The organism is Burkholderia stabilis (genome assembly GCF_001742165.1).
Lineage (GTDB): Bacteria > Pseudomonadota > Gammaproteobacteria > Burkholderiales > Burkholderiaceae > Burkholderia > Burkholderia stabilis.
The window spans coordinates 819,759-842,924 of sequence record NZ_CP016444.1 but is presented as its reverse complement, the minus strand read 5'-3'; the positions used below and the strand labels follow the sequence as shown (position 1 = coordinate 842,924).

The 23,166-nt window shown below is 63.1% G+C and carries 20 protein-coding genes and 1 pseudogene; 3 read left to right on the top strand and 18 right to left on the bottom strand.

Translation table 11 applies throughout. The features are described 5' to 3' along the window. Positions 1 to 52: 52 nt before the first annotated feature. From argE to BBJ41_RS36220, 4 genes are all read right to left on the bottom strand, one after another. Positions 53 to 1,216 carry an acetylornithine deacetylase gene (gene argE, locus BBJ41_RS36235; RefSeq protein ID WP_069751092.1) on the bottom strand — a complete coding sequence of 388 codons (1,164 nt, stop codon included), beginning with the start codon at positions 1,214 to 1,216 and terminating at the stop codon, positions 53 to 55. Beyond that, positions 1,209 to 1,886, bottom strand: coding sequence for a DUF1028 domain-containing protein (locus BBJ41_RS36230; protein ID WP_069751091.1), 678 nt, complete (start codon positions 1,884 to 1,886; stop codon positions 1,209 to 1,211). Before BBJ41_RS36230 ends, argE begins: the two co-directional genes overlap by 8 nt. Before the next feature lie 8 nt (positions 1,887 to 1,894). Further along, positions 1,895 to 2,332: a RidA family protein gene (locus tag BBJ41_RS36225; protein WP_069751090.1), complete on the bottom strand. Its 438-nt coding sequence runs from the start codon at positions 2,330 to 2,332 to the stop codon at positions 1,895 to 1,897. 63 nt (positions 2,333 to 2,395) lie between these two features. Continuing rightward, the gene (locus BBJ41_RS36220; RefSeq protein WP_069751089.1) at positions 2,396 to 3,718 is read right to left on the bottom strand and encodes a flavin-containing monooxygenase; all 1,323 of its coding nucleotides are present in this window, start codon (positions 3,716 to 3,718) and stop codon (positions 2,396 to 2,398) included. A 321-nt stretch (positions 3,719 to 4,039) separates the two neighbouring features. Here BBJ41_RS36220 and BBJ41_RS36215 point away from each other — a divergent pair, with 321 nt between their 5' ends. Both BBJ41_RS36215 and BBJ41_RS36210 read left to right on the top strand, forming a co-directional pair. Next, entirely contained in the window at positions 4,040 to 4,918 is an 879-nt protein-coding gene (locus BBJ41_RS36215) for a helix-turn-helix domain-containing protein (protein WP_069751088.1), read from the top strand. An 80-nt stretch (positions 4,919 to 4,998) separates the two neighbouring features. Further along, the gene (locus BBJ41_RS36210) at positions 4,999 to 6,741 is read left to right on the top strand and encodes a thiamine pyrophosphate-binding protein (RefSeq protein ID WP_083282134.1); all 1,743 of its coding nucleotides are present in this window, start codon (positions 4,999 to 5,001) and stop codon (positions 6,739 to 6,741) included. A 278-nt stretch (positions 6,742 to 7,019) separates the two neighbouring features. Here the strand turns inward: BBJ41_RS36210 and BBJ41_RS36205 are convergent, their stop codons facing one another. The 9 genes and pseudogenes from BBJ41_RS36205 to BBJ41_RS36175 all read right to left on the bottom strand — a co-directional run bounded on the left by BBJ41_RS36205 (position 7,020) and on the right by BBJ41_RS36175 (position 17,482). Further along, entirely contained in the window at positions 7,020 to 7,523 is a 504-nt protein-coding gene (locus BBJ41_RS36205) for a pentapeptide repeat-containing protein (RefSeq protein ID WP_069751087.1), read from the bottom strand. Then, on the bottom strand, positions 7,520 to 7,822 hold the full coding sequence (locus tag BBJ41_RS36200) for a hypothetical protein (protein ID WP_069751086.1): 303 nt from the start codon (positions 7,820 to 7,822) through the stop codon (positions 7,520 to 7,522). Before BBJ41_RS36200 ends, BBJ41_RS36205 begins: the two co-directional genes overlap by 4 nt. A 10-nt stretch (positions 7,823 to 7,832) precedes the next feature. Continuing rightward, the gene (locus tag BBJ41_RS36195; RefSeq protein WP_418222338.1) at positions 7,833 to 9,164 is read right to left on the bottom strand and encodes an SEL1-like repeat protein; all 1,332 of its coding nucleotides are present in this window, start codon (positions 9,162 to 9,164) and stop codon (positions 7,833 to 7,835) included. Between the two features lie 340 nt (positions 9,165 to 9,504). Next, positions 9,505 to 11,586 (bottom strand): phospholipase D-like domain-containing protein, encoded by a 2,082-nt coding sequence (locus BBJ41_RS36190; RefSeq protein WP_069751084.1) that lies wholly within the window; start codon positions 11,584 to 11,586, stop codon positions 9,505 to 9,507. Between the two features lie 35 nt (positions 11,587 to 11,621). Next, entirely contained in the window at positions 11,622 to 14,489 is a 2,868-nt protein-coding gene (locus BBJ41_RS36185; RefSeq protein WP_069751492.1) for a type VI secretion system Vgr family protein, read from the bottom strand. A 431-nt stretch (positions 14,490 to 14,920) separates the two neighbouring features. Then, positions 14,921 to 15,745: a GMC oxidoreductase gene (locus BBJ41_RS36180; protein ID WP_236872213.1), complete on the bottom strand. Its 825-nt coding sequence runs from the start codon at positions 15,743 to 15,745 to the stop codon at positions 14,921 to 14,923. A gap of 63 nt (positions 15,746 to 15,808) precedes the next feature. Further along, positions 15,809 to 16,351, bottom strand: a pseudogene (locus tag BBJ41_RS41800) (GMC family oxidoreductase N-terminal domain-containing protein); the annotation flags it as partial. Positions 16,352 to 16,377: 26 nt separating this feature from the next. Then, complete coding sequence (locus tag BBJ41_RS41885) at positions 16,378 to 16,626, bottom strand: NAD(P)-binding protein (protein ID WP_197680907.1); 249 nt, start codon at positions 16,624 to 16,626, stop codon at positions 16,378 to 16,380. Between the two features lie 250 nt (positions 16,627 to 16,876). After that, on the bottom strand, positions 16,877 to 17,482 hold the full coding sequence (locus tag BBJ41_RS36175; protein ID WP_167362252.1) for a TetR/AcrR family transcriptional regulator: 606 nt from the start codon (positions 17,480 to 17,482) through the stop codon (positions 16,877 to 16,879). 151 nt (positions 17,483 to 17,633) lie between these two features. Here BBJ41_RS36175 and BBJ41_RS36170 point away from each other — a divergent pair, with 151 nt between their 5' ends. Continuing rightward, positions 17,634 to 18,578, top strand: coding sequence for a hypothetical protein (locus BBJ41_RS36170; protein WP_069751082.1), 945 nt, complete (start codon positions 17,634 to 17,636; stop codon positions 18,576 to 18,578). A gap of 97 nt (positions 18,579 to 18,675) precedes the next feature. On the opposite strand, the gene BBJ41_RS36165 is transcribed toward BBJ41_RS36170, so the two are convergent. The 5 genes from BBJ41_RS36165 to BBJ41_RS36145 are packed head-to-tail and all read right to left on the bottom strand — an operon-like array spanning position 18,676 to position 23,151. Further along, positions 18,676 to 19,734, bottom strand: coding sequence for a maleylacetate reductase (locus BBJ41_RS36165; protein WP_069751081.1), 1,059 nt, complete (start codon positions 19,732 to 19,734; stop codon positions 18,676 to 18,678). A gap of 12 nt (positions 19,735 to 19,746) precedes the next feature. Then, positions 19,747 to 20,088, bottom strand: coding sequence for a Dabb family protein (locus BBJ41_RS36160; RefSeq protein WP_069751080.1), 342 nt, complete (start codon positions 20,086 to 20,088; stop codon positions 19,747 to 19,749). A 12-nt stretch (positions 20,089 to 20,100) separates the two neighbouring features. Further along, positions 20,101 to 20,991, bottom strand: coding sequence for an intradiol ring-cleavage dioxygenase (locus BBJ41_RS36155; protein WP_069751491.1), 891 nt, complete (start codon positions 20,989 to 20,991; stop codon positions 20,101 to 20,103). Continuing rightward, a complete protein-coding gene (locus BBJ41_RS36150) occupies positions 20,991 to 22,205 on the bottom strand; it encodes an alpha/beta hydrolase family protein (protein WP_156814989.1) in 1,215 nt (404 codons plus the stop codon). Before BBJ41_RS36150 ends, BBJ41_RS36155 begins: the two co-directional genes overlap by 1 nt. Next, a complete protein-coding gene (locus BBJ41_RS36145; protein WP_083282130.1) occupies positions 22,198 to 23,151 on the bottom strand; it encodes an NAD(P)-dependent oxidoreductase in 954 nt (317 codons plus the stop codon). The genes BBJ41_RS36150 and BBJ41_RS36145 overlap by 8 nt, the downstream gene beginning before the upstream one ends. Between the last annotated feature and the right edge of the window lie 15 nt (positions 23,152 to 23,166).

Sequence of the window (23,166 nt, the reverse complement as noted above, 5' to 3'; positions counted from 1 at the left end):
AAACGAATACGCACGCGCCGCGGAACGGGCGCGTGCGTGCCGGCTGCGACAGTCAGGCGGCCGATGAAAGATGCGCAGCCAGCCGGGCAAGCATCGCGTCGCATCCGTGCAATTGTTCGAGCGTGACGAACTCGTCGGGCTTGTGCCCCTGGTCCATGCTGCCGGGCCCGCACACCACGGTCGGAATGCCGGCCTGCCCGAACAGCCCGCCCTCGGTGCCGAACGCAACCGTGCCGAACGCGTCGGAGCCGCTCAGCATCGCGAGCAGGCGCGCGGCTTCGCTGTCCGGCGACGTCGCGAGCCCCGGATACGCGCCCAACGGCTGCAACCGGATGTCGGTATCGGATTGCACCGCACGCATCTTCGGCAACAGTTCGGATTCCGCATAGTCCTGCAGCTTCGTCGGCACGTCGTGCGCATCGAAATCAGGCAGCGCACGCACCTCGAAATCGAACTCGCATTCGGCCGGCACGATGTTCAGCGCGCGGCCGCCCTTGATCAGGCCCGTCTGCACGGTCGAGAACGGCGGATCGAAACGGCTGTCTTGCCGTTCGGGCCGTGCGAGCGCCGCGCCGATCTCGCCGAGCCGGCCGATCAGTTTCGCCGCGTAATCGATCGCGTTGACGCCCGACGGCGCGTACGCCGAGTGGCACGCGGCGCCCTTCACGTGACACCGCATCGCGAGCTTGCCCTTGTGACCGAGCACCGGCTTCAGTTCGGTCGGCTCGCCGATCAGGCACAGGCGCGGCCGGTGCTCACGCGCGGCCAGTTGTTCGAGCATCGGCCGCACGCCGAGGCACCCGACCTCCTCGTCGTACGAGAACGCGAGATGCACGGGCAGGCTCAGCGGCCGCGCGACGAACGCGGGCACGGCCGCGAGCACCGACGCAATGAAACCCTTCATGTCGGCCGTGCCGCGGCCGTACAGGCGGCCGTCGCGCTCGCTCAGACGGAACGGTTCGACCGTCCACGCCTGCCCGTCTACCGGCACCACGTCGGTATGGCCCGACAGCGCAATGCCGCCGCGATCGTTCGGCCCGATCGTCGCGTACAGGCTCGCCTTCGTGCGTTCCGCGTTGTAGAACAGTTCGCTCTCCACGCCGAAGCCCGCGAGATAGTCGCGGATGAAGCCGATCATCTCGAGGTTCGAATCGCGGCTGACCGTCGCAAAGCCGATCAGCCGTTCGAGCAGCGTGCGGCTCGACAGGTCACTCATCGCCCGGCACTCCGTAGCTCGGCGCGGCGGTCGGGTTCAGCGCGCGCGTCTGGTAGTCCTGCATCTGCGGCCGGTACGCGCGCCACAGCGCATCGAGCTGCCCGATCGGATCGGCATCGGCCCAGTCGACGCGCAGGTCGACCACCGGCCAGGTCAGGTCGTCGACCACCTTTAGCGCGGCCGAATGCACCGGCCCCGCTTCGCCGCCAGCCGCCATCGCCGCGTGCATCGCGGCGAGCAGCCGATCGGCGAGCAGGCCGGGCGCGTGCTCGAATGCGCTCGCCATCGCGTCGATCACGGCCGGCGCAGCGAGCAGGTTGCCCGCCGCCACGCATTGCTCGCCTTGTACCGCGTGATGCGTGCCGAGCGCTTCCTTGCCGGTGAAGCACGCCGTCTGCCCCTGTCCGTCGATCACCGTGACCTGCCGGTACTGGCTCCAGCCGTTCGCATTCAGCGCGCGGTCGAGCGCCGCGGCGGGCGCAAGCTGGTCGTGCTCGATCAGGTCGAGGATCTGCGGGCCAAGCGCCGGCAGCGTGATGTTCTGCGTCGCGACGGCGCCGACGCCCGCGCGCACCCACGGGCAGCGCGCGCCCACCGCGATGCTCGACGAACTGATCGCGATCCCGAGCTGGCCCGTCTCCGGGCAGCGCCCGACGATGGAGAAAGTCATGTCGCCTCCTATGCGCGGTTCGGCTGCCAGTTGTCGGGGATCACCGCGATCACGTCGATCTCCATCAGCCACTGCGGCTGGCCGAGCGCGGACACGACGAGCCCCGTCGAGATCGGGTAGACGCCCTTCAGCCACTTGCCGACTTCCTGGTACACCGGCTCGCGATAACGCGGGTCGATCAGGTAGGTCGTCGTCTTCACGATATGCGTGATGTCGCTGCCGGCTTCCTCCAGCAATTGCCTGACGTTCTTCATCGCCTGCTCGGCCTGCGCGCGCGGATCGCCGAGGCCGATCAGGTTACCGTCGAAATCGGTGCCGACCTGGCCGCGCACGTAGACGGTGTTGCCGGCCCGCACGGCCTGGCACAGGTCGTTGTCGAGCGTCTGGTTCGGGTAGGTATCCTTGGTGTTGAACATGCGGATACGCGTATGGGTAGGCTGGCTCATCGGGGTCCTTCGATCGTCAATGGAAACGCCCGCCGCGCCGGAACGAGGCGCGGCGGGTTCGTGTCAGTTCGCTGCTTCGGCGAGCGGGCGCGCGTCGGCCTGCGCCGGCTGCGCGTCCGCGCGGTGCTGCGACGCGTCGTGGTAGGCGAGGTACTTGCGCTGCGTCACGATGTGATCGGCGATGTGCTTCGCGTCGTGCCACACGCCCCAGATGAAGCTGGAACCGCGCCGCGACAGCCACGGCAGCCCGAGGAAATAGATGCCGGGCTCCTTCGACACACCGCGCTGGTGCTGCGGCTTGCCGTTCGCCGCGAATGCATCGACGTTCAGCCAGCCGTAGTCGACCGCATAACCCGTCGCCCACACGATCGACGTGACTCCCGCGCCGGCAAGATCGAGCGCGGGGATCGGATGCGCGACGCAATCGGGGTTCGGCAGGATGCGACGCGCTTCCGGTTCTTCCGGCAGGTCGAGACCGTTGCGCACCGCATAGGCGTCGGCCGCGTCGAGCAACGACAGGTAGTTCTCGTCGCCGCGCGCGAGATTGATCGCGAGATCGCGTTCGAACACGGCCACGCCGCCGTCGAACGACTTCGTCAGCCCGACGAGCGTCACGCCCTGGTTCGCGAGCGCGCGGAAATCGACCGTATGGCCGCCACGCGCACCGCTCACCGCGATCGTCACGTGCTCGCGGCCGGGCGTCGCGACTTCCTTGTCCCATTCGCCGAGCACGCCGAGCCACCAGCAGAAATCGCGGCCGCGATACGCGCGCGGCGGGCGATCGTGCGGCCCGACCGACAGGTAGACCTGCCGGCCCGCGCGCTGCAGCTCGTCGGCGATCTGCACGCCCGACGAGCCCGCGCCGACCACCAGCACCGCGCCCTCCGGAAGCTGGCCCGGGTTGCGGTAGTCGGCGGAATGGATCTGCACGAGACGCGCGTCGGCCGGCGCGATCGGCGGAATGACCGGGCGCTGGAACGGGCCCGTCGCGACGACCACGCGGTTCGCTTCGATCGTGCCGTCGGAGGTCTCGACGACGAAACCCGGCTTGCCGGTGTTACGCACGACCTGCTTCACTTCGACGCCGGTGCGGATCGGCGCGTTGAATTTGCGCGCATACGCTTCGAAGTAGTCGGCGACCTGGTCTTTCGAGGCGAACGCATCGGGATCGAGTCCGTCGAATTCGAGCCCCGGGAAGCGGTCATGCCACGCGGGGCCGTTCGCGACCAGCGAATCCCAGCGCCCCGTGCGCCAGCGCTCGGCGATGCGGCTGCGCTCCAGCACGAGATGCGGCACGCCCAGCTTGCCCAGGTGCTCGCTCATGGCCACGCCGGCCTGCCCGGCGCCGACGACGAGCGTATCGATTGAGGTTGTTTCGAGTGCCACGAGTGTCTCCTTCTGAAGTGCGGCTCGCTGCGATGGTCCTGCTGTCGCACGAGTTGGAATGGAGACATTCTGCTGACACGCCGGCGGGCGCGAAATGATGTTTTTTGTTGGTGTTGATGAGCAAAAAGCTGGGGCGGGTGGCGGTCGTGCGGCCGGCGGTGCGGCGCCTGTCCCGGGATACCGGGCGCATCGTCGGCACAATCGCGGCCGCACGGCGCGTTGGCAAGGCCGTCGCGGCTTGCCGGCGAAAACGCGTCGGCGAACATTTCGTTTTGACGCTATTCTGCGGTTCGAACACGGATGACCCTGCCCGAGTGACCCATGTCTGCCATCGACTCCGACGATATCGAGCCACACGCGCTTCCGGCGAACGGCACGGCGACGCGCCGGAATGACGCGCGCGTCTGGCGCTCCACGCTGATCCCCGGTGGAGAGATGGTCACGGCCCGATTCACCGACCATGTGTACTCGCCCCACTGGCACGACGCGTACACCATATCGGTGATAGAACGCGGAGCCGAACGTTACGACTATCACGGTACGCGGTTCGTCGCCGATGCCGGATCCCTTCCCATCATCAATCCCGGCGAAATTCATACCGGCTCGAGCGCAGCCGACGCGGGCTGGCAATGCCGCACGTTCTATTTGCCGGTCGATTTCGTGCAGGGCGTGGCCGAGGAAGCAGGGTTGCGCCATCACGATACGCCCTGGTTCGACTCGGACATCATCAGGGATGCCGATCTGGTCGGCCGCGCGCTGCGGGCGCACCGCGTGCTCGAGACCGGCACCGACATGCTGGCCGTGGAGTACGCGCTGCTCGACGCCGTTTCGACGCTGCTGAAACGCTACGGGCGGATGCGCCCGCCTTCGCGGCCAATGAGCATCGATCGCCTGCGTGTCGAGCGCATGAAAGCGCGCATGCTCGACGAGCTGACCGCATCGCTCGACCTGGCCGAGCTGGCCAATGTCGTTGGATTGTCGAAATTCCATGCCGCGCGAATCTTCTCGCGCGAAGTCGGCATGGCGCCGCATGCGTGGCGCAATCAGGTTCGACTGGCCCGCGCCTGCGATGCGCTTCGTGCCGGCGTGCCCGCAACCGACGTGGCCGCGACTTTCGGCTTCGCGGACCAGAGCCACTTCAACCGACACTTCAAGAAGGCAAACGGCGTCGCGCCGAGTCGCTGGAGCGACACCCGGTAACGAAAAGGGCCCACAGCACAAGAACGTTCAAGCGCGAGCGTCGTATCGCGTCCTATCCTCGCCCTCAATGGGAGGAAGACATGAACGCAGATCAACGACGAAGCCCCGTGACGATCGGGGAAGCCGAAGCCGGTACGAGTTTCGTGGCCCTCGACGACATCCGGCCCCGACGCGGCGCGGAGGTTCTGGTCGAGGTGCTGAGAAGCGAAGGGGTACGCTACGTTTTCGGCAATCCCGGCACGACCGAGCTGTCATTCATCGATGCGCTGACCGACGCCCCCGACCTGTCGTACGTGCTGGGCTTGCAGGAAGCCGCGGTCGTTGCGATGGCGGACGGCTATGCGCAGGCTTCCGGCCGGCCCGGCTTCACGAACCTGCATACGGTGGGCGGCCTCGGCCACGCGATGGGCGCCCTGCTGAATGCAAAGGCGGCCAGGACGCCACTGGTCGTCACTGCGGGCCAGCAGGATACCCGCCATGCCTACACCGATCCGCTGTTGTACGGCGATTCGCTGGGCGTCGCCCGTCCGGCGGTCAAATGGGCGCGGGAAGTCTCTCACCCGGATGAAATCGGCGTGCTCGTGCGGCGGGCATTCAACGACAGCGCGGCCGCGCCGTCCGGACCGGTCTTTCTGTCCCTGCCGATGGATGTGATGGAGCGCGCCACGACCGAGCCTGTCCCGCGGCGATCGGCGATCGACCGCACCTCGATCCCGTCGGCGCTGCCCGATCTGGCGAAGGCATTGGCATCGATCCGCCCCGGACGCCTCGCGATGGTGGTCGGCGACGAAGTGTTCGCGGCCGGCGCCAGCGCGGCAGCCGTGGCCGTCGCCGAAACGCTGGGCGCCCCGGTATTTGGCCCATCCTGGCCGGCCCACCTGCCGTTTCCGACGTCGCATGCGTTGTGGTGCGGCAACCTGCCCATGACGGTCGCCGACATGCATGAAACGCTCCGCGACTTCGACGCGGTCTTCGTGCTGGGCGGCCACTTCAGCATCACGATCCTCTACTCCACCGGCCCGGCCATTCCGACTGCGTGCAGGCTCTATCAACTGGCAAGCGATCCGCATGACCTGGGCCGGATACATGCAACCGCACTGGGTTGCGTCGGCGCCCTTCGCGCATCGCTCCAGGCACTCCTGCCGATGCTGCGCGAAGCGTCGCAGCATCGGCGCGCTGAAATCGACGCGTTGCACGCCGAAGCGCAGCGCGGTCGCGCACGACAGCGCGCCAGCCTCGAGGAGCAAGTCGCGTCCGGGTTGAACGCCGCGATGACGACGCCGCTTGTCGCCGCGCACGAAGTCGCTCGGGCGCTGGGTCCGACGACGCCGCTCGTCGATGAATCGCCGGCGACGATGCCGCTGATTCGCCGCGCGCTCCACTCCGCCGGTACGCGGCAGTACTACGGTACCCGGGGCGCCATTCTCGGATGGGGCATGGGAGCGGCGGTCGGCCTGTCGCTGGGTCTCGGACGGGAGCCCGTCGTCGCGATCATCGGCGACGGCTCGGCCCTCTACGCGCCGCAAGCGTTGTGGACCGCGGCGCATGAAGGTCTGCCGGTCACGTTCGTCGTAGTGAACAATCAGGAGTACAACATCCTGAAGAAGTACATGAAATCGCAGCAGCATTTCGTCAGCGCCCACGCCGATCGCTTCGTCGGCATGGACCTCAAGGACCCGCCGATCGACTTCCTGGCACTCGCGAGATCATGGGGTGTGGCGGCCCGTCGCGTGGCGCGTGCGGGAGACATCGCGGCCGCTGTCGAGTGCGGGATCGCATCGGGACGACCGAACCTGATAGAGATTCCGGTCAGCGTGACGTAACCGGTGTTCGTGGTTCAGGGCCGAAGGGCCTCGTCGGGATCGCGCCGCCTCGTCGGGGTCCATTCAAACCGGGGTCCCGCAGAAGCGGAAGCGTCTCCGATTGCCTGGCGTATCGCTGCGAACACCGTCGTAGAACGTTGCTGCGTTGTGCTCACGCTGGTCCGGCGGAACGCCATTTTCAGCGGGGCAGCCATGCTCGATCGAATTCGGAGCGGATACCCGTTGCAGTAAAACTCGCCACTACGTTGACGAAACCCGGTAACGGCCTCCGGCTCGACTCAATGCCCACCGTTGATTTCCGTATCCTCGAAGGCCAGATGCTCGAAATAGCTCCCGGTGAAATCGACGTCCAGCCCCTTGAGACCGTGAGCTTCAACCGTGGTGCCGGTACAGTCCAGCACCTGCACCGAACGCCACGTGTTGCCGTCGAACCTGACACCGTTCCACTTGCATCCGAGAAATTTCACGCCGTTGAATGTGCTGCCCTGAAAGGCGGCGTCATTGAAGATGCAATCCACGAACGTGCATCCGGAAATCGCAATCTCCGCGAAATCGCAACCGGCGAACGTGCAGGCCGAGAACCGGCACCCCGTCCAGCCGGCCTGTCGGAATGACGTTGCGGTGAAGCTGCTGCCGCTGAAATTGCTGGCGGCAAATTGCGCGAGCCCCAGATCAAGGCCCGCATAGGCCGAACTGTCCGCCTGACCGGACAGCCCCGCGGGCATGCCACCCGCGCCCTTACGCCACAAGTCATGTTTGTAGATGATTTCGGAACTGCTCATCGGTCTGCCTCCCGGTGCGCGGGAGCAGCCGGATCGCTCTCATCCTTACCCGAGTGCTGTTCATCATCGTCGTCATCGGATGTTGCCGAACCCCGGCTGGCGAACCATGCGACCAAGCCCCCCAAAGCAAGCAGCGGGCCGAGAAACAGGAAGTTCTCGATCGCGAAATCGCTCACCTCGTGCGAACCGTAGCTACCTCCGCTGATCTGGGCCACGGCCCCCAATGCCGCAATCGCCCCCCAGGCCGCCAGGATCAATCCTCCGACACACACCGTCGCGGCAATCGTCGATTTACGCATCTTCGCTCCGTCAAGCGTGCTCGGGCGCGTTGCCGACGCTGACCTGAGGCAGTTTCGCGAACCCCAGATGATTGGCTTCGTTCCACCACGTCCACGTCACGTCCGCCGGCGATACGTCCAGATGCATGGCGCGCGGATCGGGGAATGTATCCCCCTGCATGACGTAGGCCTGGCGATACCATTGATTGAACGTGGCCGCCCGAAGATGATCGTCCGCCACACCGGCCTGCCAGACGCCCGTCACCGGACACGCACGCGTGCCGCGACACCGGATGGCGGGGTCCGGGAATTCCGCGATGCGTACGATGCCCTGCGTCACGCGGGGATGCGATTCAGCCTGCTGCGCGGGCACGGGAATCGCGTCGCCGACGTAATGGAAGAAGATGCGACCGTCCTCAGGCATCAAGCCGGGGCGGCTCCGGTCGAACAATTCGTCCTTCCGGTAATGCATCGGCACCTGGGCCGCATTCCATGCGAAGTGACGTTCGGCCGTCGGATATTTCAGTTGTGCGATCCAGTAGCCACCGACAGGGGCGGCGGTCGTTTCCGCCTGCGGAGGAACGGCAACCGACGGCTTTTCCGGCACCATGTAGCCATAGGGCACGTGCGCGCGGTCGGTACGCATCGACACGGGGTGCACGGCGGATTTGGCCGGCGACACCGGCGCGGACGTCACGGCCTTCGCCGCGTCGATTAACGTCTCCTTGTGGCCGTCCCACTTGGGCAATTTGGCAGGCGGCAACGGCACCACCTTGTCCAGGTTCGGCAGGCGCAGGTCGGGGTCGCGCTCGAGGCGGTCGGCGAGAACGCTATAACGTTCGGCCCGGGCTTCATCCTTGACATGACCGACCAGCGCGTCCCCCTTGCCAAACGACGCACTCAACCATCCCGCACTCTCGGCACTGCCGAATTTCACGCCCGCATGCAGCGTCTTGAGTGCGCGTTCATTGTTCTCGCTCAACTCGGCTCGATCACCCGCAATCGTCGTTCCCAACTCATATGCTGCAAGTCCATTGCCCTGCGCGACCGCACATTCAAGCATCTGGAGTGCGATCTTGCGGTTGCCCCAGAAACCCGCCTTCGGATCATCATAGAGCGCGTCCATCTTGCCACCCAGATACGCCATCGCACTCGGGCTGCCCATATCGGCGGCCAGTTGCCAGAATGCATAGGCGCGGCTGGCATCCTGCTTTACGCCCATCCCGTTCATGTGATACGTACCCATCAGATCGTAGGCCGCCGGAATACCCAGTTTCATTGCCTGTTCGGTGATCTGCACGGCATGTTCGGAATCACGATCCACACCCTGCCCCTGGGCGTAGGCATTCGCCAGATTCAGCATTGCCTTCCAGTGCTTGCGTTCGGCTGCCTTTGTCCATAAATCGACAGCACCCTTGTAATCGCGCTGGTTCGGCCACAACAGCGCGCTGGTCAGCGCCATTGCCTGCTGATTCCATCGATCGGCCTCCGGATCGAGCGGAGGAACCACATCAACCTCGTGCTTGCACTCAAATGCTGCGCGATGAGGGTTGAAGGCAGTCAACGACATGTTGCGAGGAAGAGAATCGTTCATTGAGCAGGCGGCACATGCAAGGAACAGGAAAGCAGAAACTAACCGGGTAAAGCCGATACGGTTGGCAGCAGTCGAACGCAATTGATTTAGCACGATTTGGGAAGCCTACTCAGGATAAGCGAACGCCTGTCACGCGCTCATCATGGAACGGATGCAGGAAACCGGTTGGCGCGTCTCCCTTCTTTCGCGCAATCTCATTGGCCCTTAGCAATTGCACCCAATTGAGGAACGCCTTCGACATGGCCTGCGGAGTCAGCGACGACGGGTTGCAATCCGCTGCATTTCCGGTGTGAAGCTTCCACACCCGCTTTCGCAGATCTTCGCTTTTCGTGCGGTCGTCGGTTCCCACGTTGATCTCGGCATCCACTGCCATGCTCCGCAAATTCAGATTAGCGCTGCCCAACGTGAAGAAGCTGTCGTCGATCATCAACAATTTGCTGTGAATGTAGATCTCCCTATACCGGGCCGCGAATGATTGTGTCGGCAACGGCAGCATCGGCGCCAGATCCGGGTCGGGCAGTTCGCCTTTGGCTTGCTGCTTTTTTACGTAGTCGTCCCAGCGAGCCTGCTTCTTCTCCGTCTCGGTGTTCAGCTTGGAACTGCGCCAATTGTAGTCAAAGGACCACAGGCTACCGACCAGCGCGCGAATACCCATCTGATCCAGCGATTTCGTCAGGGACGCCTTGTCGCCGAGGTCCTTGGCACTTTGCGCCGCAGGCGACAGCGGAGCAGGGTAATAGTCGGGGTCGATCCTTGCGCCACTCGCTTTCTGCCGCTTGACGTAGGCGTCCCAGGTTGCCTGTTGCTGCCGGTTGCGCGCGAGTTCATCTTCCACCGCCTTGTCCTGATTGGGCATCGACGTGGCATAGCCCAGTACCTTGACCGTATCGTGCGTACGCGGCACCATCTGTTTCCGCTCGGGCGTGGGGATGACAGCCATCACGTGCAAATTCGGTATGTCGACAGGCTTCTTTCCGGCCGCCTGGTTGCACGACAGAAACGCGGTTCGCAATTCCTTCAGCTTCGTCGGCCACTCGGTATACTGAAAATACTGGTTCTCGATGTAGATATAACTGCGCGCAAACGACGTCGCCTGGAGATACAAGGCCTTGACGGATTTGTCCTTTTCTTCGGGCTGCGTACGGACGATTTGCGCGCGCTGACACGGCGTGCCAAGGTTCTCCGTCAAACCCGGGGGCACCTTTTTGAAATCGTGCGTTCGCGACAGGTTCGCGCCCGTGCCCTTGGCCCGGTTCCACGCATCGGTGAAGTTCTTGCTCACCGCCACCAGTGCTTCGCCCCGAATCCGGCTTGCGTAGTCCTGGTAAGGCTTCAACCCCGGTTGCGAGTCGTTGGCGCCCTCCCATCCCTCTCCGCGACGCGGATCGTTGAAGATATGCTGCTGCGTATCCCAATAGTCCGTCACGCTGTTCAGTCCCATCACGTAGCCGACCGCGTGCGTACCGCCCTCGTGGTCGTAGTCGATCAGGATGGTCTTCTGATGGTCCGTGGCCAATTTCTCCAGGCCGAAATCTTCCAGGTTATCGCGCTTGCCCGGCTCGTGTGCCAAGCTTTCGTGAACGTCCTTGCTGCTGCCGTCCCGTGTACGAAGCGACAGGTTGGGCAGGCGGCCGGCAAATGCGTCGTCGTACCATTGCGCATTGAAATCCTCGCGCCGCTCCTGGGGAGACTGCGGCTGCGGCGCATCGCCCAACCGCAAATAGATGCCGCCCCCCTTGCCGATCTCCCTGGCCATTTTCTGCTCGTAGGTAAGGCGACCACCGCTGTAGCCCGGCATGTTGTTCGAAATGGTACTTCCGATCACGCCATACCACGAGAGCAAGCGAACCTGCACCGGCTTGCCGTTGTTGAACTTCCCCGCCGCCACATCGCGCAGCAGCCCGCCCCAGGTATCTCCCCGCGGCCAGACCGCTCCCTTCCGGATCAATTCCATACCCGGGTCGAAGCCCCAGCAAATGATTTCAACACTATGCTTGGCCGCTTTCAAATCGGCCGCTATCTGTACGAACGCATCCTCGCCGCAGATGAATACGTCGAGATTGTTCTTTTCGTAAGGCGGCGCGTAGTAGTCCCCCTGCTTCTCGAGAAACCATTGCGCACTGGCGACCGTCTGACGCGTACAAACGTCGACCGGCGCCTTCGATTTGTTTTGGGTATTGGTGTCGGACATCAAGTTTCTCGTCGAAAACTGCGGCACATCGAACGTCAGCCTTCTGCGTGGCGCTGGCGTGATTCCGGCTCACCGTCGACTGCCCGCCATCCCTGCGCGGCCAGTTGATCGTCGTCGGTCAACCCGCCTTCCTTCACGGGTACCTCGATCTCATGCCCATTGTGCAGCTTGACCGTATAGGAAGACGTGCCTTTCTGGTGATTTGAAATGATCAGTTGCCCATGCTCGTCGGTCACCCCGTCCGCAATCTTGGCCGCACCCTTGTAAAGCGTGTACGGCTCGTAGGCGAGCGGCCGGCCGTCGTTCGGGTGTGAACGGAGCACCACCGCGAGGCTGTCCTGTTGCTCCAGTTCCTTGAAGGTCAGGGGATCGGGCGCTTTCACCGGTTTGTTGTCCGGCCCGACGAGACTGTGCGACGCCGCGTGTTCGCGCCATACGCCGCTCGTACCGTGCACGACGCCGCCGCCATTCCACTGGCTGTAGCTCGAGCCGCCGTTGATCGACGCTTCGTCGCTCGCCTGGGTGCTGACCTTCGGCGAGCGAAACACGATTTCTTCGCCTGCCTCCAGGATGATCCGCCTGGCGGCCTTCACCACAACGTCCTCCTTGTGCGCCTCGATCCGGAGCTTGCCGTCAGCCGTGACCAGCGTCATGCCCTTGGCCGCGAACGCGCTCATCCAGTCTCCGACCCGCATCAGCAAACGACGTCCCGCGCTGATCTGCGTGTTGCCGGCGCTCACGGCATCGATGTTGGTCTGCGCACCGAGCACCATCGCGTCCTGGCTGACCACGGTCACGCCGGCCGGCCCCTCGATCGCAACCATCGGCGCGCCGCCGGCGCCGGCGCCCTGGTCGACGTTGCTTCCGGCATCCCAGCCCTTGATCTGCGACGCGATCTTTTCGATGCGTGCGAGGTCGGTGTTGTCGGCGTCGTTCGCAGCGGATGCATCACCGAGGTTCCGTACCAGGTCCTGCAATTGCTCGATCAACGTCTGCAACGCAGTACGTTCGAGCATCTTGCCTTCGGCACGCCCCTGCTGCTGTGCGGTCACATAGACGCCCTTCGCGGCGCGAATGACAGCCTGGGCATCGGTTCTGGCCTCCAGACCGTCACCGCGAGGCGCCCCTTTGCCATCATCGCGAGGCTCCGTCAGGTAGCCCAGGTTCAGCTGGGTATAGGTGTGCTCGCTGGCAAGCTGACTGCTGATCTGGCCGGGCGTATCGTCGAAACGCAACTGGTTGTAGCGATTCGCCTTGACCTCCTTGGTCTTGATGCCGGACAGATATCGATTCCCCGGAAGCGAGCCCGTGTGGCTGAACGTGGTCGGCATGTTGGGACCGCCATGCAGCACCCCGGTCACGACCATCTTGTCGGGATCGCCATGCAGATGGTCGATCAGCACCTCCATGCCGGCGCGCGGCAGCATGTCCATGCCGTAGTTCGGGCCGGCCCAGGGGCTGACCCATCTCACCCACGCGCTGTCCCGCTCGGTTCCGCTGGCGCCGGCGCCCTGCGCATGCGTATGGTCGTCCGCGCGCAAACCGAGAATCTGCACCTTGATGCGGCCCAATTCGTCGCAGTGCACTTCCTCACCATCCTGGCCAACCACCTTCGCGGTAAACGGATGCACCGGCGGCAAATCGACGCGCGGATCGTAGGCGGGCGTCAATGGCACGCCACGGCGCACGCACATGAAAGTGTTCTCGTAGCGGACTCCGGCACCGTCTTCGGCCGGCAACGCGTCGAAACTCCAGCGGCTCGCGGCAAACAACGCCTGCGCCCGCTCATCGAGCGACTTCGAAAAATTGTTGGTCGCCCGGTGGTGAAGGCTGGTCACGACGAATTGCCGCTGCTCGTCAGGCCGGGTATCGACCTCCGGATGCCCGAGCAGCGTGAACCAGAAACCCGGCGAGATATCCCGGACATCGCTCGACGCATACACGCACTCGGCGCGATGCTCGTGCGCCAGAATGCGGGCCTTCGCCAGACGCTCTTGATCGGCGTCCGAATCGCCTGCATGCGGGACGTCGATGACAGAATCGGCCAGCAACTTCGCCAGATCGTTGCCGGTCTCGCCCTGATCGACGATCGTCTCCTGCTCGGACTGGGCCATCCTGCCGGTCTTGTAATCCCAGCTGGAGCGCCGCACGCTTCCTGGCGTCAGCACACGGGCGGTGGACCAGAGCGTGACCGAATCGCGCTCCCTGGACTGCGCGCCGCGATGGTACGACACGCGGCCCGCCGCCGCCTGAGGCAACTTCGTCGGGTCATCGCAGAACACCAGCGTATGGACTGGCGTATCGGTCGATGCGCCATCATGCTTGCCGGCCCGGGCATACCAGAAAATGCCGTCGCGTCGGCACAGCCGGCGAATGAAGGCCGCATCAGACTCATCCGCCTGGCGCGTCTGCTCGCGCTTTGGATACTGATTGCGATCGAGCACAAGCTCGAAATCGAAAGCCTGTGCCAACGCGGAGCTGCGTTGCTGCCATTCGTGCAGCAGCGCTTCCAGAATGTCCGGAACACTCATTGAGCGGAACGTTCTGCTGTTGACACGTTGCTCGAGGATATTCAGCGCATCTCGCAACGTCAGCTGGACGCACGTGAGCGAGCCGTCCGATTGGCCGGCCCGCACGTCGGTGAAGATCCCGTTGACCGGATATGGCTCGCCTCGATCCGTGACCAGTTGCACCGAAAGCGGCAGCCCCAGGAAAGCAGATAGCGGAAGGTCCGGGCGGGACGACAGGCAGGTCAGGTGCCCTTCGATGCCGGTACACAGGCCTTCCGTCAAATCCACGCTCTGCGGGACGAGGACATGCGCCAGCGCTTCCTGATGACGGCCCCAATGAAACCGGATCGCGCGATTGTTCTGGTCGAGCGCGCTCACGAAGGCGCGCAGCATTTCGGTCACGTTCACTTGTCGATGGGCATTTGGCGACGGCACTCTCAGACCGCTACGTCACCTGCGCGCTTGATTGTTTGGCTGTCGATTTTAAATGCAACGGTCACACAAAAACAATCGCATTATGGTAATAACCGCTCGATCGCAAGAAGACAGGCGCGGCGCATACTCGATACCCCATCACCTCATTTGACCCCTTCAATAAAATCAACATCAACATATTGATTTTATTTAATTTTTCATTATTTCAAACATTTGTTTTAAAACATTTCCACGCCTGCCCGCCCTTTAACCCGGCCATTGCCCGACTGGCGTGGAACCAATCCGCTGACACGCGGGCGGTCGAGAAATGATGTTTGTTGTTGATGTTACCGAGCAAAAAGCTGGGCGTGGCAGTAAGGGGGCCGCGAGATGCGGCGCCGAAGGCGCGCTCAGCGGCCCGACGCGTCGATACCGGCAACCGCCCGAATGCAGCCATCCCGCGCGCCGATACGATCCGCAGCCAGTTCGGCAAGCATCAGCGTAGGCAGATTCGTGTTCGCACTCGGTATCAGCGGCATCACGGAGGCATCGACCACAAAGAGGTTCCGGATTCCGTGCACACGGAAGTCTTCATCGACCACGGCCATGGCGTCGTCCGCGCTGCCCATCGCACACGTGCCGACCGGATGCCCCATCGGGCTGATCGACGACAGAATGTCGTCATCCGAGATCTCGCGACCACCGCCACGATATGCGACGGGTCCGCCGCTTCGAAACGCGCGGCCGAAAATCGCGCGACGCACGACGCCCGGGGCGTTCGCCGCTGCCTCGGCCGCCATCGCGAGCATTTTTCCGGTCAGCCCGGTACGATTGAATTGCGTCACCGCCAGCGCGCCGGGCAACAGAAAGGCCTCGTGATACTGGGCAGCGACACCCGGTTCGCGCAATAACCGTTCGGTCAGCCGCGCCGACTTGATCATCCGTTGGGGATCGGCCGGGTCCGACATGAACCGGAAGTTGACGACAGGATTCACGAGGGGATCGGCGCTTTCGAGCGTCACCGAGCCGCGCGATTTCGGCGCATACAGCGCGCTCCCGACCAACGCGAAATCCGGCCCGAAAGACGCGCCGCTGACCCGACCGATCACGAACGAAAACAGGTCGCTCGCCGGACAGCCCGGCGCATCCGACGACGAGCGCAGACCGGCCACGGCAAACCGCCTGAGGTCCGCCGCGATGCGCTTGCCGCGCGGGAGTGTGAGCGCAAAGAACATGTACGGATGGTTCTGCAGGTTCCTGCCGACGCCGGGCCGATCGGCAACCATCCGAATGCCCAGCGAGGACAATGTCGCAGCCGGACCGATTCCCGATCGCAGCAGCAGGGCCGGAGAAAATATGCCACCGGCCGAAACGACGACATTGCGCGCGCTCAGATGCACGATCGCACCATCACGTAGCACCTCGACACCCTGCACGGTGTTGCCCGTCATGCGCAATCGCATGACCTGCGTCTCGGACAGTATCTCGAGATTGGCCCGAGCTCTGACCTCCCGCGTCAAATAACAACCGGTGCTGGTCACGCGCGTATCCGAATCGATCGCGAGCGGCATCGGGAAAAAACCGTCACCGGGTTCCTCGTTGATGTCCGGTATGGACGGAAATCCGCAGCGCTGCGCGGCCTGCTCCATGGCGCGCACAAATGCCGGCCACTACGCCTTCGGCATCCGCTCAATGGCGTGCACGCCACCCGCCTTGCCCGGACGGTCTCGATCGTCCTCGACCTTGCGGAAATACGGCAGCACGGAGTCCCATGAGAAACGACCGGCTCCGGCATCGGCCCACCTTCGATAATCCGACGGCATGCCGCGCAGGGCGAACATGCCGTTGATGCTCGAGCCGCCGCCCATCACCCTGGCTTGCGGATAGGGCGCCGGCCGCCCCCGTCCCTCGCTGTCGCAGTCAGGCCGCTCCAGAAGTAGCCCGCATTCAGTGTGGACGCCGGGAAGGCGTCCCGAATATCCGCCGGCTCGGCTCCCGGCGCGACGTCCGCGCCTGCCTCGACAAGCAGCACGCGGCAATCCGGGTTGGCGGAAAGACGCGAGGCCATTACCGCGCCGGCGGTGCCGCCACCTACGATCAAGAAATCGAACTCCATGGTCTCCTCATGCATGAGCGGTGAGTCGCCGAGCGCACCGTCTCGAGACGCGACCTCACACGTGCAATCAGATTAACGACCGTGCTCCACGGCACCAATCGCAGGCTCATCCAGAATGGACATCAGACACATGAAACCCGCCAGGCCCGCTGCTCGTTCATGACCCGCCATGCAAAACGGCCCGGCATGAGCCGGGCCGTTACCCTTCGAGTCCTGCCGATTCTCCCTCCACCGCAGGATGAATGCTTCCTCAGAATTTGTACAACGCAAAGGGATCGACACGCGCCATGCCATCCAGGACACGCTCCAGAATCTCCGCTATTTGATCCGGGGCCGCCCCAAAGCCGAACAATGCCGCACGGAGCACCGAGCGTATCCGCTCCTCCATACTCAGACGATCCGTCGACAACTTGTCTTCGACAACAGCAGCCATCGCGCCCTTCAGCACGAGTGTCGCAGCGTAGAAATCGTTGTCTGTCCAGTCCGGGAGCTGCTCCCCCAGCCAGTTGCGATGCCGCAACGTGGAGGACGCAACGATCTCCGTTGAAATCTTCTTCGATGCGTAGGCAATATCGAGTAATTCCGCGACACGCACATCAATCGATGCAGCCGCAACCAGAATCGCCCACTTCAAACTGAGTCGCAAATAAGGATCTCGCGCTTCGGAAAATTCCCGATCGGTTATTTGCTGAATCTCGTCGAATGCCTCGGTGACAAGGGCAAGGAATATGCCTTCCTTGTCGGCGAAATGATGATAAATACTTCCGTGTGAAACACCGGCGGCCGTCGAAATCTGACGCAACGTGGTCTGATCGTATCCGTTCTCGAAAAACAGGCGCTTCGCCGTGTCGATCACCTGTCGCCGGACCCGCTCGCTTTGATCTGACCGATTCATCACTAATGGCTAACCCTGAATTGACCACGTCGGGGCCACATCTTACATTAGATCATGATCTAGATTTTGATCTACATGCCTATCATGCCCCCTGCCGGAGCCAGACACGACCATGCATCGACGGAAATTTCTGCAAAAAACAGCCGCACTCGGTGCATCGACACTGCTTCCGTTCACCCTGCAGGGCTGCGGCGGCGAATCCGGTTCGGGGGGCGTCCCCGGCGCATCGAACCTTGCCGTCAACAGGGGCGCGCAGCCGCTCGCCAAGCCTCAACTGACACTCACGTCGCACCTGAACGGCGCCACGGTCAGCCGGGACCAGGTACTTCAATGGGAAGCCCGTCGCGTGCAGGTCGTCGCGAACAAAATGAAGAACAACCTGCCCGCCTACCTTGTGTCGGATCTCGCCGCACTCATCGTTCGGCCGCCGGCTTCCATCGCCCATATCGACCAGGAGCGCAATGCGCTTGCGGATGCAAAGATTCGTGCAGGTCACGCCGCGATGAAATCATTGGTCGCTGCCGATTTGCTGGTTTCCGATCCGCTGTCGACGGTGGCGGCCAGCACCAGTTTCGGCAATTACGCGCCAAGCAGGACCGAGGTGACGAGCAACCGGGGAACCGCGGAGGGGTTCACGAACTGGTTTCTGAACAAGTCGATGCTCGACTTCGACGAACGATCCATGCTCGTCGCCTGCCCCGATCACTACTTTTTCGCGCCGTTGCAACCCAAAGGCCAGGACGTCATGGAAGAAACCGGCGGGGCGCTCATCGTCACCCACTTTACGGTCGACTACGATCACGCGAACAATCTTCCGCAGTCGGACATCGACCTGGCCTACCCCATTCGACTCGCCGGAATGGCGGTGAACGGACTGGGCTCCACCGTGGGCGGCGTCATGCATCAATTCCGCGATCTCGACCAAGGATTTCAGTGCAAACTCGCTGTCTACTTTCCCGGCACGCTGCCATTCTGGACAACGACCGAACATGCCTGGCATCTTGCTTGCGAGTTTTCCAACTGGATTACCGCCTATATCGCCGAGACCGGCGATTGACGGCGCAGCCCCGCGCCAGCCGCTGAACGGCATGCGCGTCAGCGGCGTGTCGCTGACCGCCAGTTGCGCCGCGCTTTGGTCAGCACGTACCTTCCCGTCAAATACCCTGTCCGCGCCATGCACGCGTCAGCATCTCGCTCAATGAATCCGCGTCGACCGCTCTGGGGTTCGCGTACGGATTCGCAAGGGCCTGTGCCACCGTGCTGGCGATGCCGCTCTCGGGCATGCCGATGTCGCGCAGCGCGAGCGGTATCCCGCAATCACGCTCCAGCCTGAAGATCGCGTCGACAGCATTCGACGCCTTCATCGCGCGAGCAAGACGTTCGAGCGCTTCCGGAATCCGCGACGCGTTGTACGCCAGCGCATAAGGCAGCACGATCGCGTGCGTCTGGGCATGCGGCAGATCGAACAGGCCGCCGAGCGTGTGACACAGCTTGTGATGAAGCCCCATCGTCGTCGCACCCAGACAGCACGCGCATAACCAGGCGCCATAGAGCAGCGAGCGGCGCGCGTCGACATCGCCCGGCGCACGCATGACGCGCGGCAACGCGTCGGCAATCGCACGTACGCCCTCTTCCGCCATCAGCGCGACGATCGGGTTTCCGTCCGGCGCATAGAGCGCTTCGGCCGCGTGAGCAATCGCATTGAACGCCGACAATGCAGAAATCGCCGGCGGAAGCGACAGCGTCAGGTCCACGTCGTAGATGACAACCTCGGGCTGAATCTTCGGGCTCCGCTGAGTCACCTTGCGCCCGTCCTGTGTCTCGCCGAGGATCGGCGTCATCTCGGAACCCGCGTAGGTCGTCGGCAATACAATCTGCGGCAGGTCGGTTCTAAGCGCGATCGCCTTGCCCAGGCCCGTTGTGGAACCCCCGCCAACCGCGACGAGCCCGTCGACGTTGTGCGCTTTCACGACTTCGAGCGCGCGCTCCGTGACATCCACCGGCGTATGCATGGTTGCACGATCGAACGTGCCGGCCGCTTTCGTACCCAACAACCGGCACACTTCGTCAGCCAGCGCCGTTTGCTCAGGCGTCGACAGCACGAGCAAACGCCGCACGCCAAGACGATCCGCCTCCTCAGCCAGCCTCTTGCGTGTGCCTTGTCCGAACACGACGCGTGCGGGCAGCATCTGATAGGTGAAGGTATCCACCATGACCGGTCTCCCTCAATAGTTCGAAACGTCACTGCAGCCGGCGCGCGCGGCCGACACGACACGGTAGTCCACCTGATGCCGGGCAATACGCATGTCGCCGAGTTCGTTCTTTACACGCAAATGTTCCGCATGCACCGCATACTGCGCGAGCGATTCGTTCGAATCGAATTCCGAATAGAGCACGACGTCGCACGCATAATCGACACGACTCGAATCGACACCGATCTCCAGATGCAGCAATCCCGGAATTTTCCCGACGAGGCTTTCGAACGCGCCTTTCAGCCGGCCGATTGCTTGCGCTCTTTCTTCCGGCGTATCGCCTTTTACATTCCACATCACGATGTGTTTGATCATCTGCCCATCTCCCTACTGGTTCGTCTCGCGGGCCGCATCGTGATCCACGCGATGAAGCACGAAATTGAAATCGAGTGTGCTGAACGGCGTATCGATTCGGCTACCGTCCGGTGCTTTGCCGGGCTCATGACGCACCCAGTCCGTGATCAATGACGATCGCACGCCGAACACCGCATCGGAATCGAGGTACTTGTCGCCCGAGCGGAACACGTGAGTGATGAGCCGCTCGTAACCCGGTGCCTCGATCAGGAAATGCAGATGCGCCGGTCGCCACGGATGCCGGCCAAGTGCCTCCAGCATGCGACCCACCGGGCCGTCGTGCGGAATCGGATAAGGCTCTGCGGTAATCGAGCGGAAATGGAACGAGCCGTCGCTCAGGCTGCGCAGCATGCCGCGGCCCTGGCTACCCTCGACGTCCTTGTACTGCACGTCGTAGAAGCCGTCGGAATCGGCCTGCCACACCTCGATGCGCGCATTCGGCACCGGCTCACCTTCGGGCCCGACGATCCGCCCCGTCACGAAACACGGCTCACCTTTCGCTCCGTTGGCGACGTCGTCCCCATTCCGGTACTCCGGCGCGTTCTCCACGAAGAACGGCCCGAACACCGTCGATTCAGTGCAGCCGTGCGGCTTGCGGTTGTTGAGCGCATTGACCAGCATCGACAGCCCCAGCGTGTCGGACAGCAGGATGAATTCCTGCCGCTTGTCATCGGTGATATGCCCGACTTCAGTGAGAAACCTGATCCCCTCGAACCACTCTTCCTCGGTCAGTTCGACATCCCGCGCGAACGCATGCAGATGCTGGACGACGCTCGTCATGAGCTGTTTGAGACGTGGATTTTCCGCATCGGCGTGCCGCGCAAGAACGATTTGCGTGATGGTGTCTTCGTCGACGTTTCTCATCATGTCTCCTTTTGGTGGCCTGACGGCCTCGATTGGCATGCTTGAGCGTGTGTCGCCGCACGCCCGCCCAGCACATCGGCAATCCAGTCCGCCATGAAGTCGGTCGCCAGACTCATGTTGCCGATACTGCAGTGTTGCTCTCCGCCCTCCTGCGCCGTGAAGATTCGCAGTTCGCGCCGCGGGCTGTTCACGCACCCGTCGTAAGTCTGATATGCGTCTTCGACCGAGATCTGGCGATCACACTCGCCGTGCGTAATGAGGATCGGTACATGGATGCGATCGAGCACACCTTCGAGTGTGAAACGATCCGCAATCGGCAGAGCCTCCGCGATGGATTTCGCCCCGAAGACCCAGAGGATATGTTCGAAGAGATGCGGCACGGACGGTGCCAGGCCGGGATCTACTACACCGTCGACACGGCGGCGAAAACGCGACGCAAAATCGTAGTTCGCGCCCCACGCCACACAGCACTTGAACCGGCTTTCGAACGCGACCGCTCGCGGCGCATGATGACCGCCCATACTCAGCGCGACCATGCCGACCCTTGTCGCGTCGACGTCATTGCGCCCTTCGAGATAGTCGACGCAAACGCCTGCCGGCCGCTCCGCTTCCGCGAAATTGTGCAGGTCGTGCTTTCTCAATGCCTCTCCGACCCCCGGGTTATCAACGACAAGCGTCGATATGCCGCGCCGCGCAAGCGCCTGCGGGAAACCTGACAGAAACAGGAACTCCTTCAGCCCGTCCAGCCCGTTGAAGTGCACCATGCAAGGCGCGGGACCGTCGCCTTGTGCGCGCACGAACAGTGCCGGCAAAACCGATCCTTCATATGGCACGGATACGCGCGTGCAATTGACGCCACCGAGAGACACGTACCGGGAAAAACAGGTCAGCAAGCTGTCGTAGGCTTCGATCCGCGGCGGATAGTCGTGCGGAGGCATCCGCTCCCCGGTGATATACATGATCGCGGCGCGACGATACTTCTCGGACGCACTCAGAACGTTGCCGTTCTGCCGATCCAGTTCGGCCTTCTCGACCAGTTGCACTGCCGCATCCGTCCATGCATGGAAAAACGCCTTCGCAGGATCGCTCGCGTCCTGCGCGCCTCGATCGCGCAGTGTGCGAGACGCACGATCGATCTCGTCCATGTTGGCACCCATGTCGAGCGCCATGCCAAGCGCCAGGTTCCACGCGTAATCGGCAAAGTACTCAAGCACCTTCCACCTCGACGTTGCCGCGCTTCACATGCGCTGCGTGCTCGACCACCTTGATGATTGCCGCGTAGTCCTCGTTTGCGTAACCGCTTGCCGACGCGCTCGACAACAACTGGGCCGTCAACGCGGTGAGACCCAAAGGCACGTTCAACGACTTCCCTGCATCGAGAATCAGCCCGACATCCTTGCGCATCTGTTCGACCGTAAAGGTTGCCGTGAAGTCCCGCTTCGACAACGCACCGGCCTTCGCCTTCACGATAGGGGACCCGACCGCGCTGGCCTCGACGACCTGCCACATGTCCGCCCATGCCAGCCCGCCCTTTTGCCCGAGGGACATGGCTTCGGCAAGCATGCCCGCGGTGTGCGCGATCATGAGATTGATCGACAACTTCATCAGCTTGGCTTGTTCGGCGTCGCCCAGGTAAAAGCACTTTTCTCCCCAGTTTCCGAACAATCCGTCGCATGCATCGAATGCCGCGCGGTCGCCCGAAACCATGACGGTCAGCTTCGCGGCCTCCGCCATCACGGTATTCCCGGACACCGTGCAACGCAGATACCTGATGCCTGCACGCGCGAGTTGCTCCGCGACGGCGGCAGATGCGTCCACCGAAACCGTGCTCGTATCGATGAAGATCGAACCGGCTGCGGCGTGCCGGGCAATCTGCTCGCCGACGCTCAGAAGCGCGGCGTCGTTCGGCAGCGACGAAACGAGAACGGCGCTCGATCCAAGAAGATCTTCAAGCGCCGACGTCACGCTCAACCCTGCCTCCCGCGCCGCGGCTTGACGCGCGTCGGACGTGTCGAATCCGGTGACGGCATAGCCACCGCGCACGAGATGCGCGGCCATCGGAAGCCCCATCTTTCCAAGCCCGATGAATGCAATGGTGTCTTTCATGATTTCATTTCCGATCTCGACGTCGCAACGAAGTTCGCGCCCGGCGCGGACCATCCATGACGTCAGTCC

Bases quoted from the DNA above. Each gene is read 5' to 3' on its own strand.
- argE (WP_069751092.1), bottom strand. From the start codon at position 1,216: ATGAGTGACCTGTCGAGCCGCACGCTGCTCGAACGGCTGATCGGCTTT.
- BBJ41_RS36230 (WP_069751091.1), bottom strand. From the start codon at position 1,886: ATGACTTTCTCCATCGTCGGGCGCTGCCCGGAGACGGGCCAGCTCGGG.
- BBJ41_RS36225 (WP_069751090.1), bottom strand. From the start codon at position 2,332: ATGAGCCAGCCTACCCATACGCGTATCCGCATGTTCAACACCAAGGAT.
- BBJ41_RS36215 (WP_069751088.1), top strand. From the start codon at position 4,040: ATGTCTGCCATCGACTCCGACGATATCGAGCCACACGCGCTTCCGGCG.
- BBJ41_RS36210 (WP_083282134.1), top strand. From the start codon at position 4,999: ATGAACGCAGATCAACGACGAAGCCCCGTGACGATCGGGGAAGCCGAA.
- BBJ41_RS36205 (WP_069751087.1), bottom strand. From the start codon at position 7,523: ATGAGCAGTTCCGAAATCATCTACAAACATGACTTGTGGCGTAAGGGC.
- BBJ41_RS36200 (WP_069751086.1), bottom strand. From the start codon at position 7,822: ATGCGTAAATCGACGATTGCCGCGACGGTGTGTGTCGGAGGATTGATC.
- BBJ41_RS36195 (WP_418222338.1), bottom strand. From the start codon at position 9,164: ATGCTGAATCTGGCGAATGCCTACGCCCAGGGGCAGGGTGTGGATCGT.
- BBJ41_RS36190 (WP_069751084.1), bottom strand. From the start codon at position 11,586: ATGTCCGACACCAATACCCAAAACAAATCGAAGGCGCCGGTCGACGTT.
- BBJ41_RS36185 (WP_069751492.1), bottom strand. From the start codon at position 14,489: ATGCTGCGCGCCTTCGTGAGCGCGCTCGACCAGAACAATCGCGCGATC.
- BBJ41_RS36180 (WP_236872213.1), bottom strand. From the start codon at position 15,745: ATGTTCTTTGCGCTCACACTCCCGCGCGGCAAGCGCATCGCGGCGGAC.
- BBJ41_RS41885 (WP_197680907.1), bottom strand. From the start codon at position 16,626: ATGGAGTTCGATTTCTTGATCGTAGGTGGCGGCACCGCCGGCGCGGTA.
- BBJ41_RS36170 (WP_069751082.1), top strand. From the start codon at position 17,634: ATGCATCGACGGAAATTTCTGCAAAAAACAGCCGCACTCGGTGCATCG.
- BBJ41_RS36165 (WP_069751081.1), bottom strand. From the start codon at position 19,734: ATGGTGGATACCTTCACCTATCAGATGCTGCCCGCACGCGTCGTGTTC.
- BBJ41_RS36160 (WP_069751080.1), bottom strand. From the start codon at position 20,088: ATGATCAAACACATCGTGATGTGGAATGTAAAAGGCGATACGCCGGAA.
- BBJ41_RS36155 (WP_069751491.1), bottom strand. From the start codon at position 20,991: ATGAGAAACGTCGACGAAGACACCATCACGCAAATCGTTCTTGCGCGG.
- BBJ41_RS36145 (WP_083282130.1), bottom strand. From the start codon at position 23,151: ATGGTCCGCGCCGGGCGCGAACTTCGTTGCGACGTCGAGATCGGAAAT.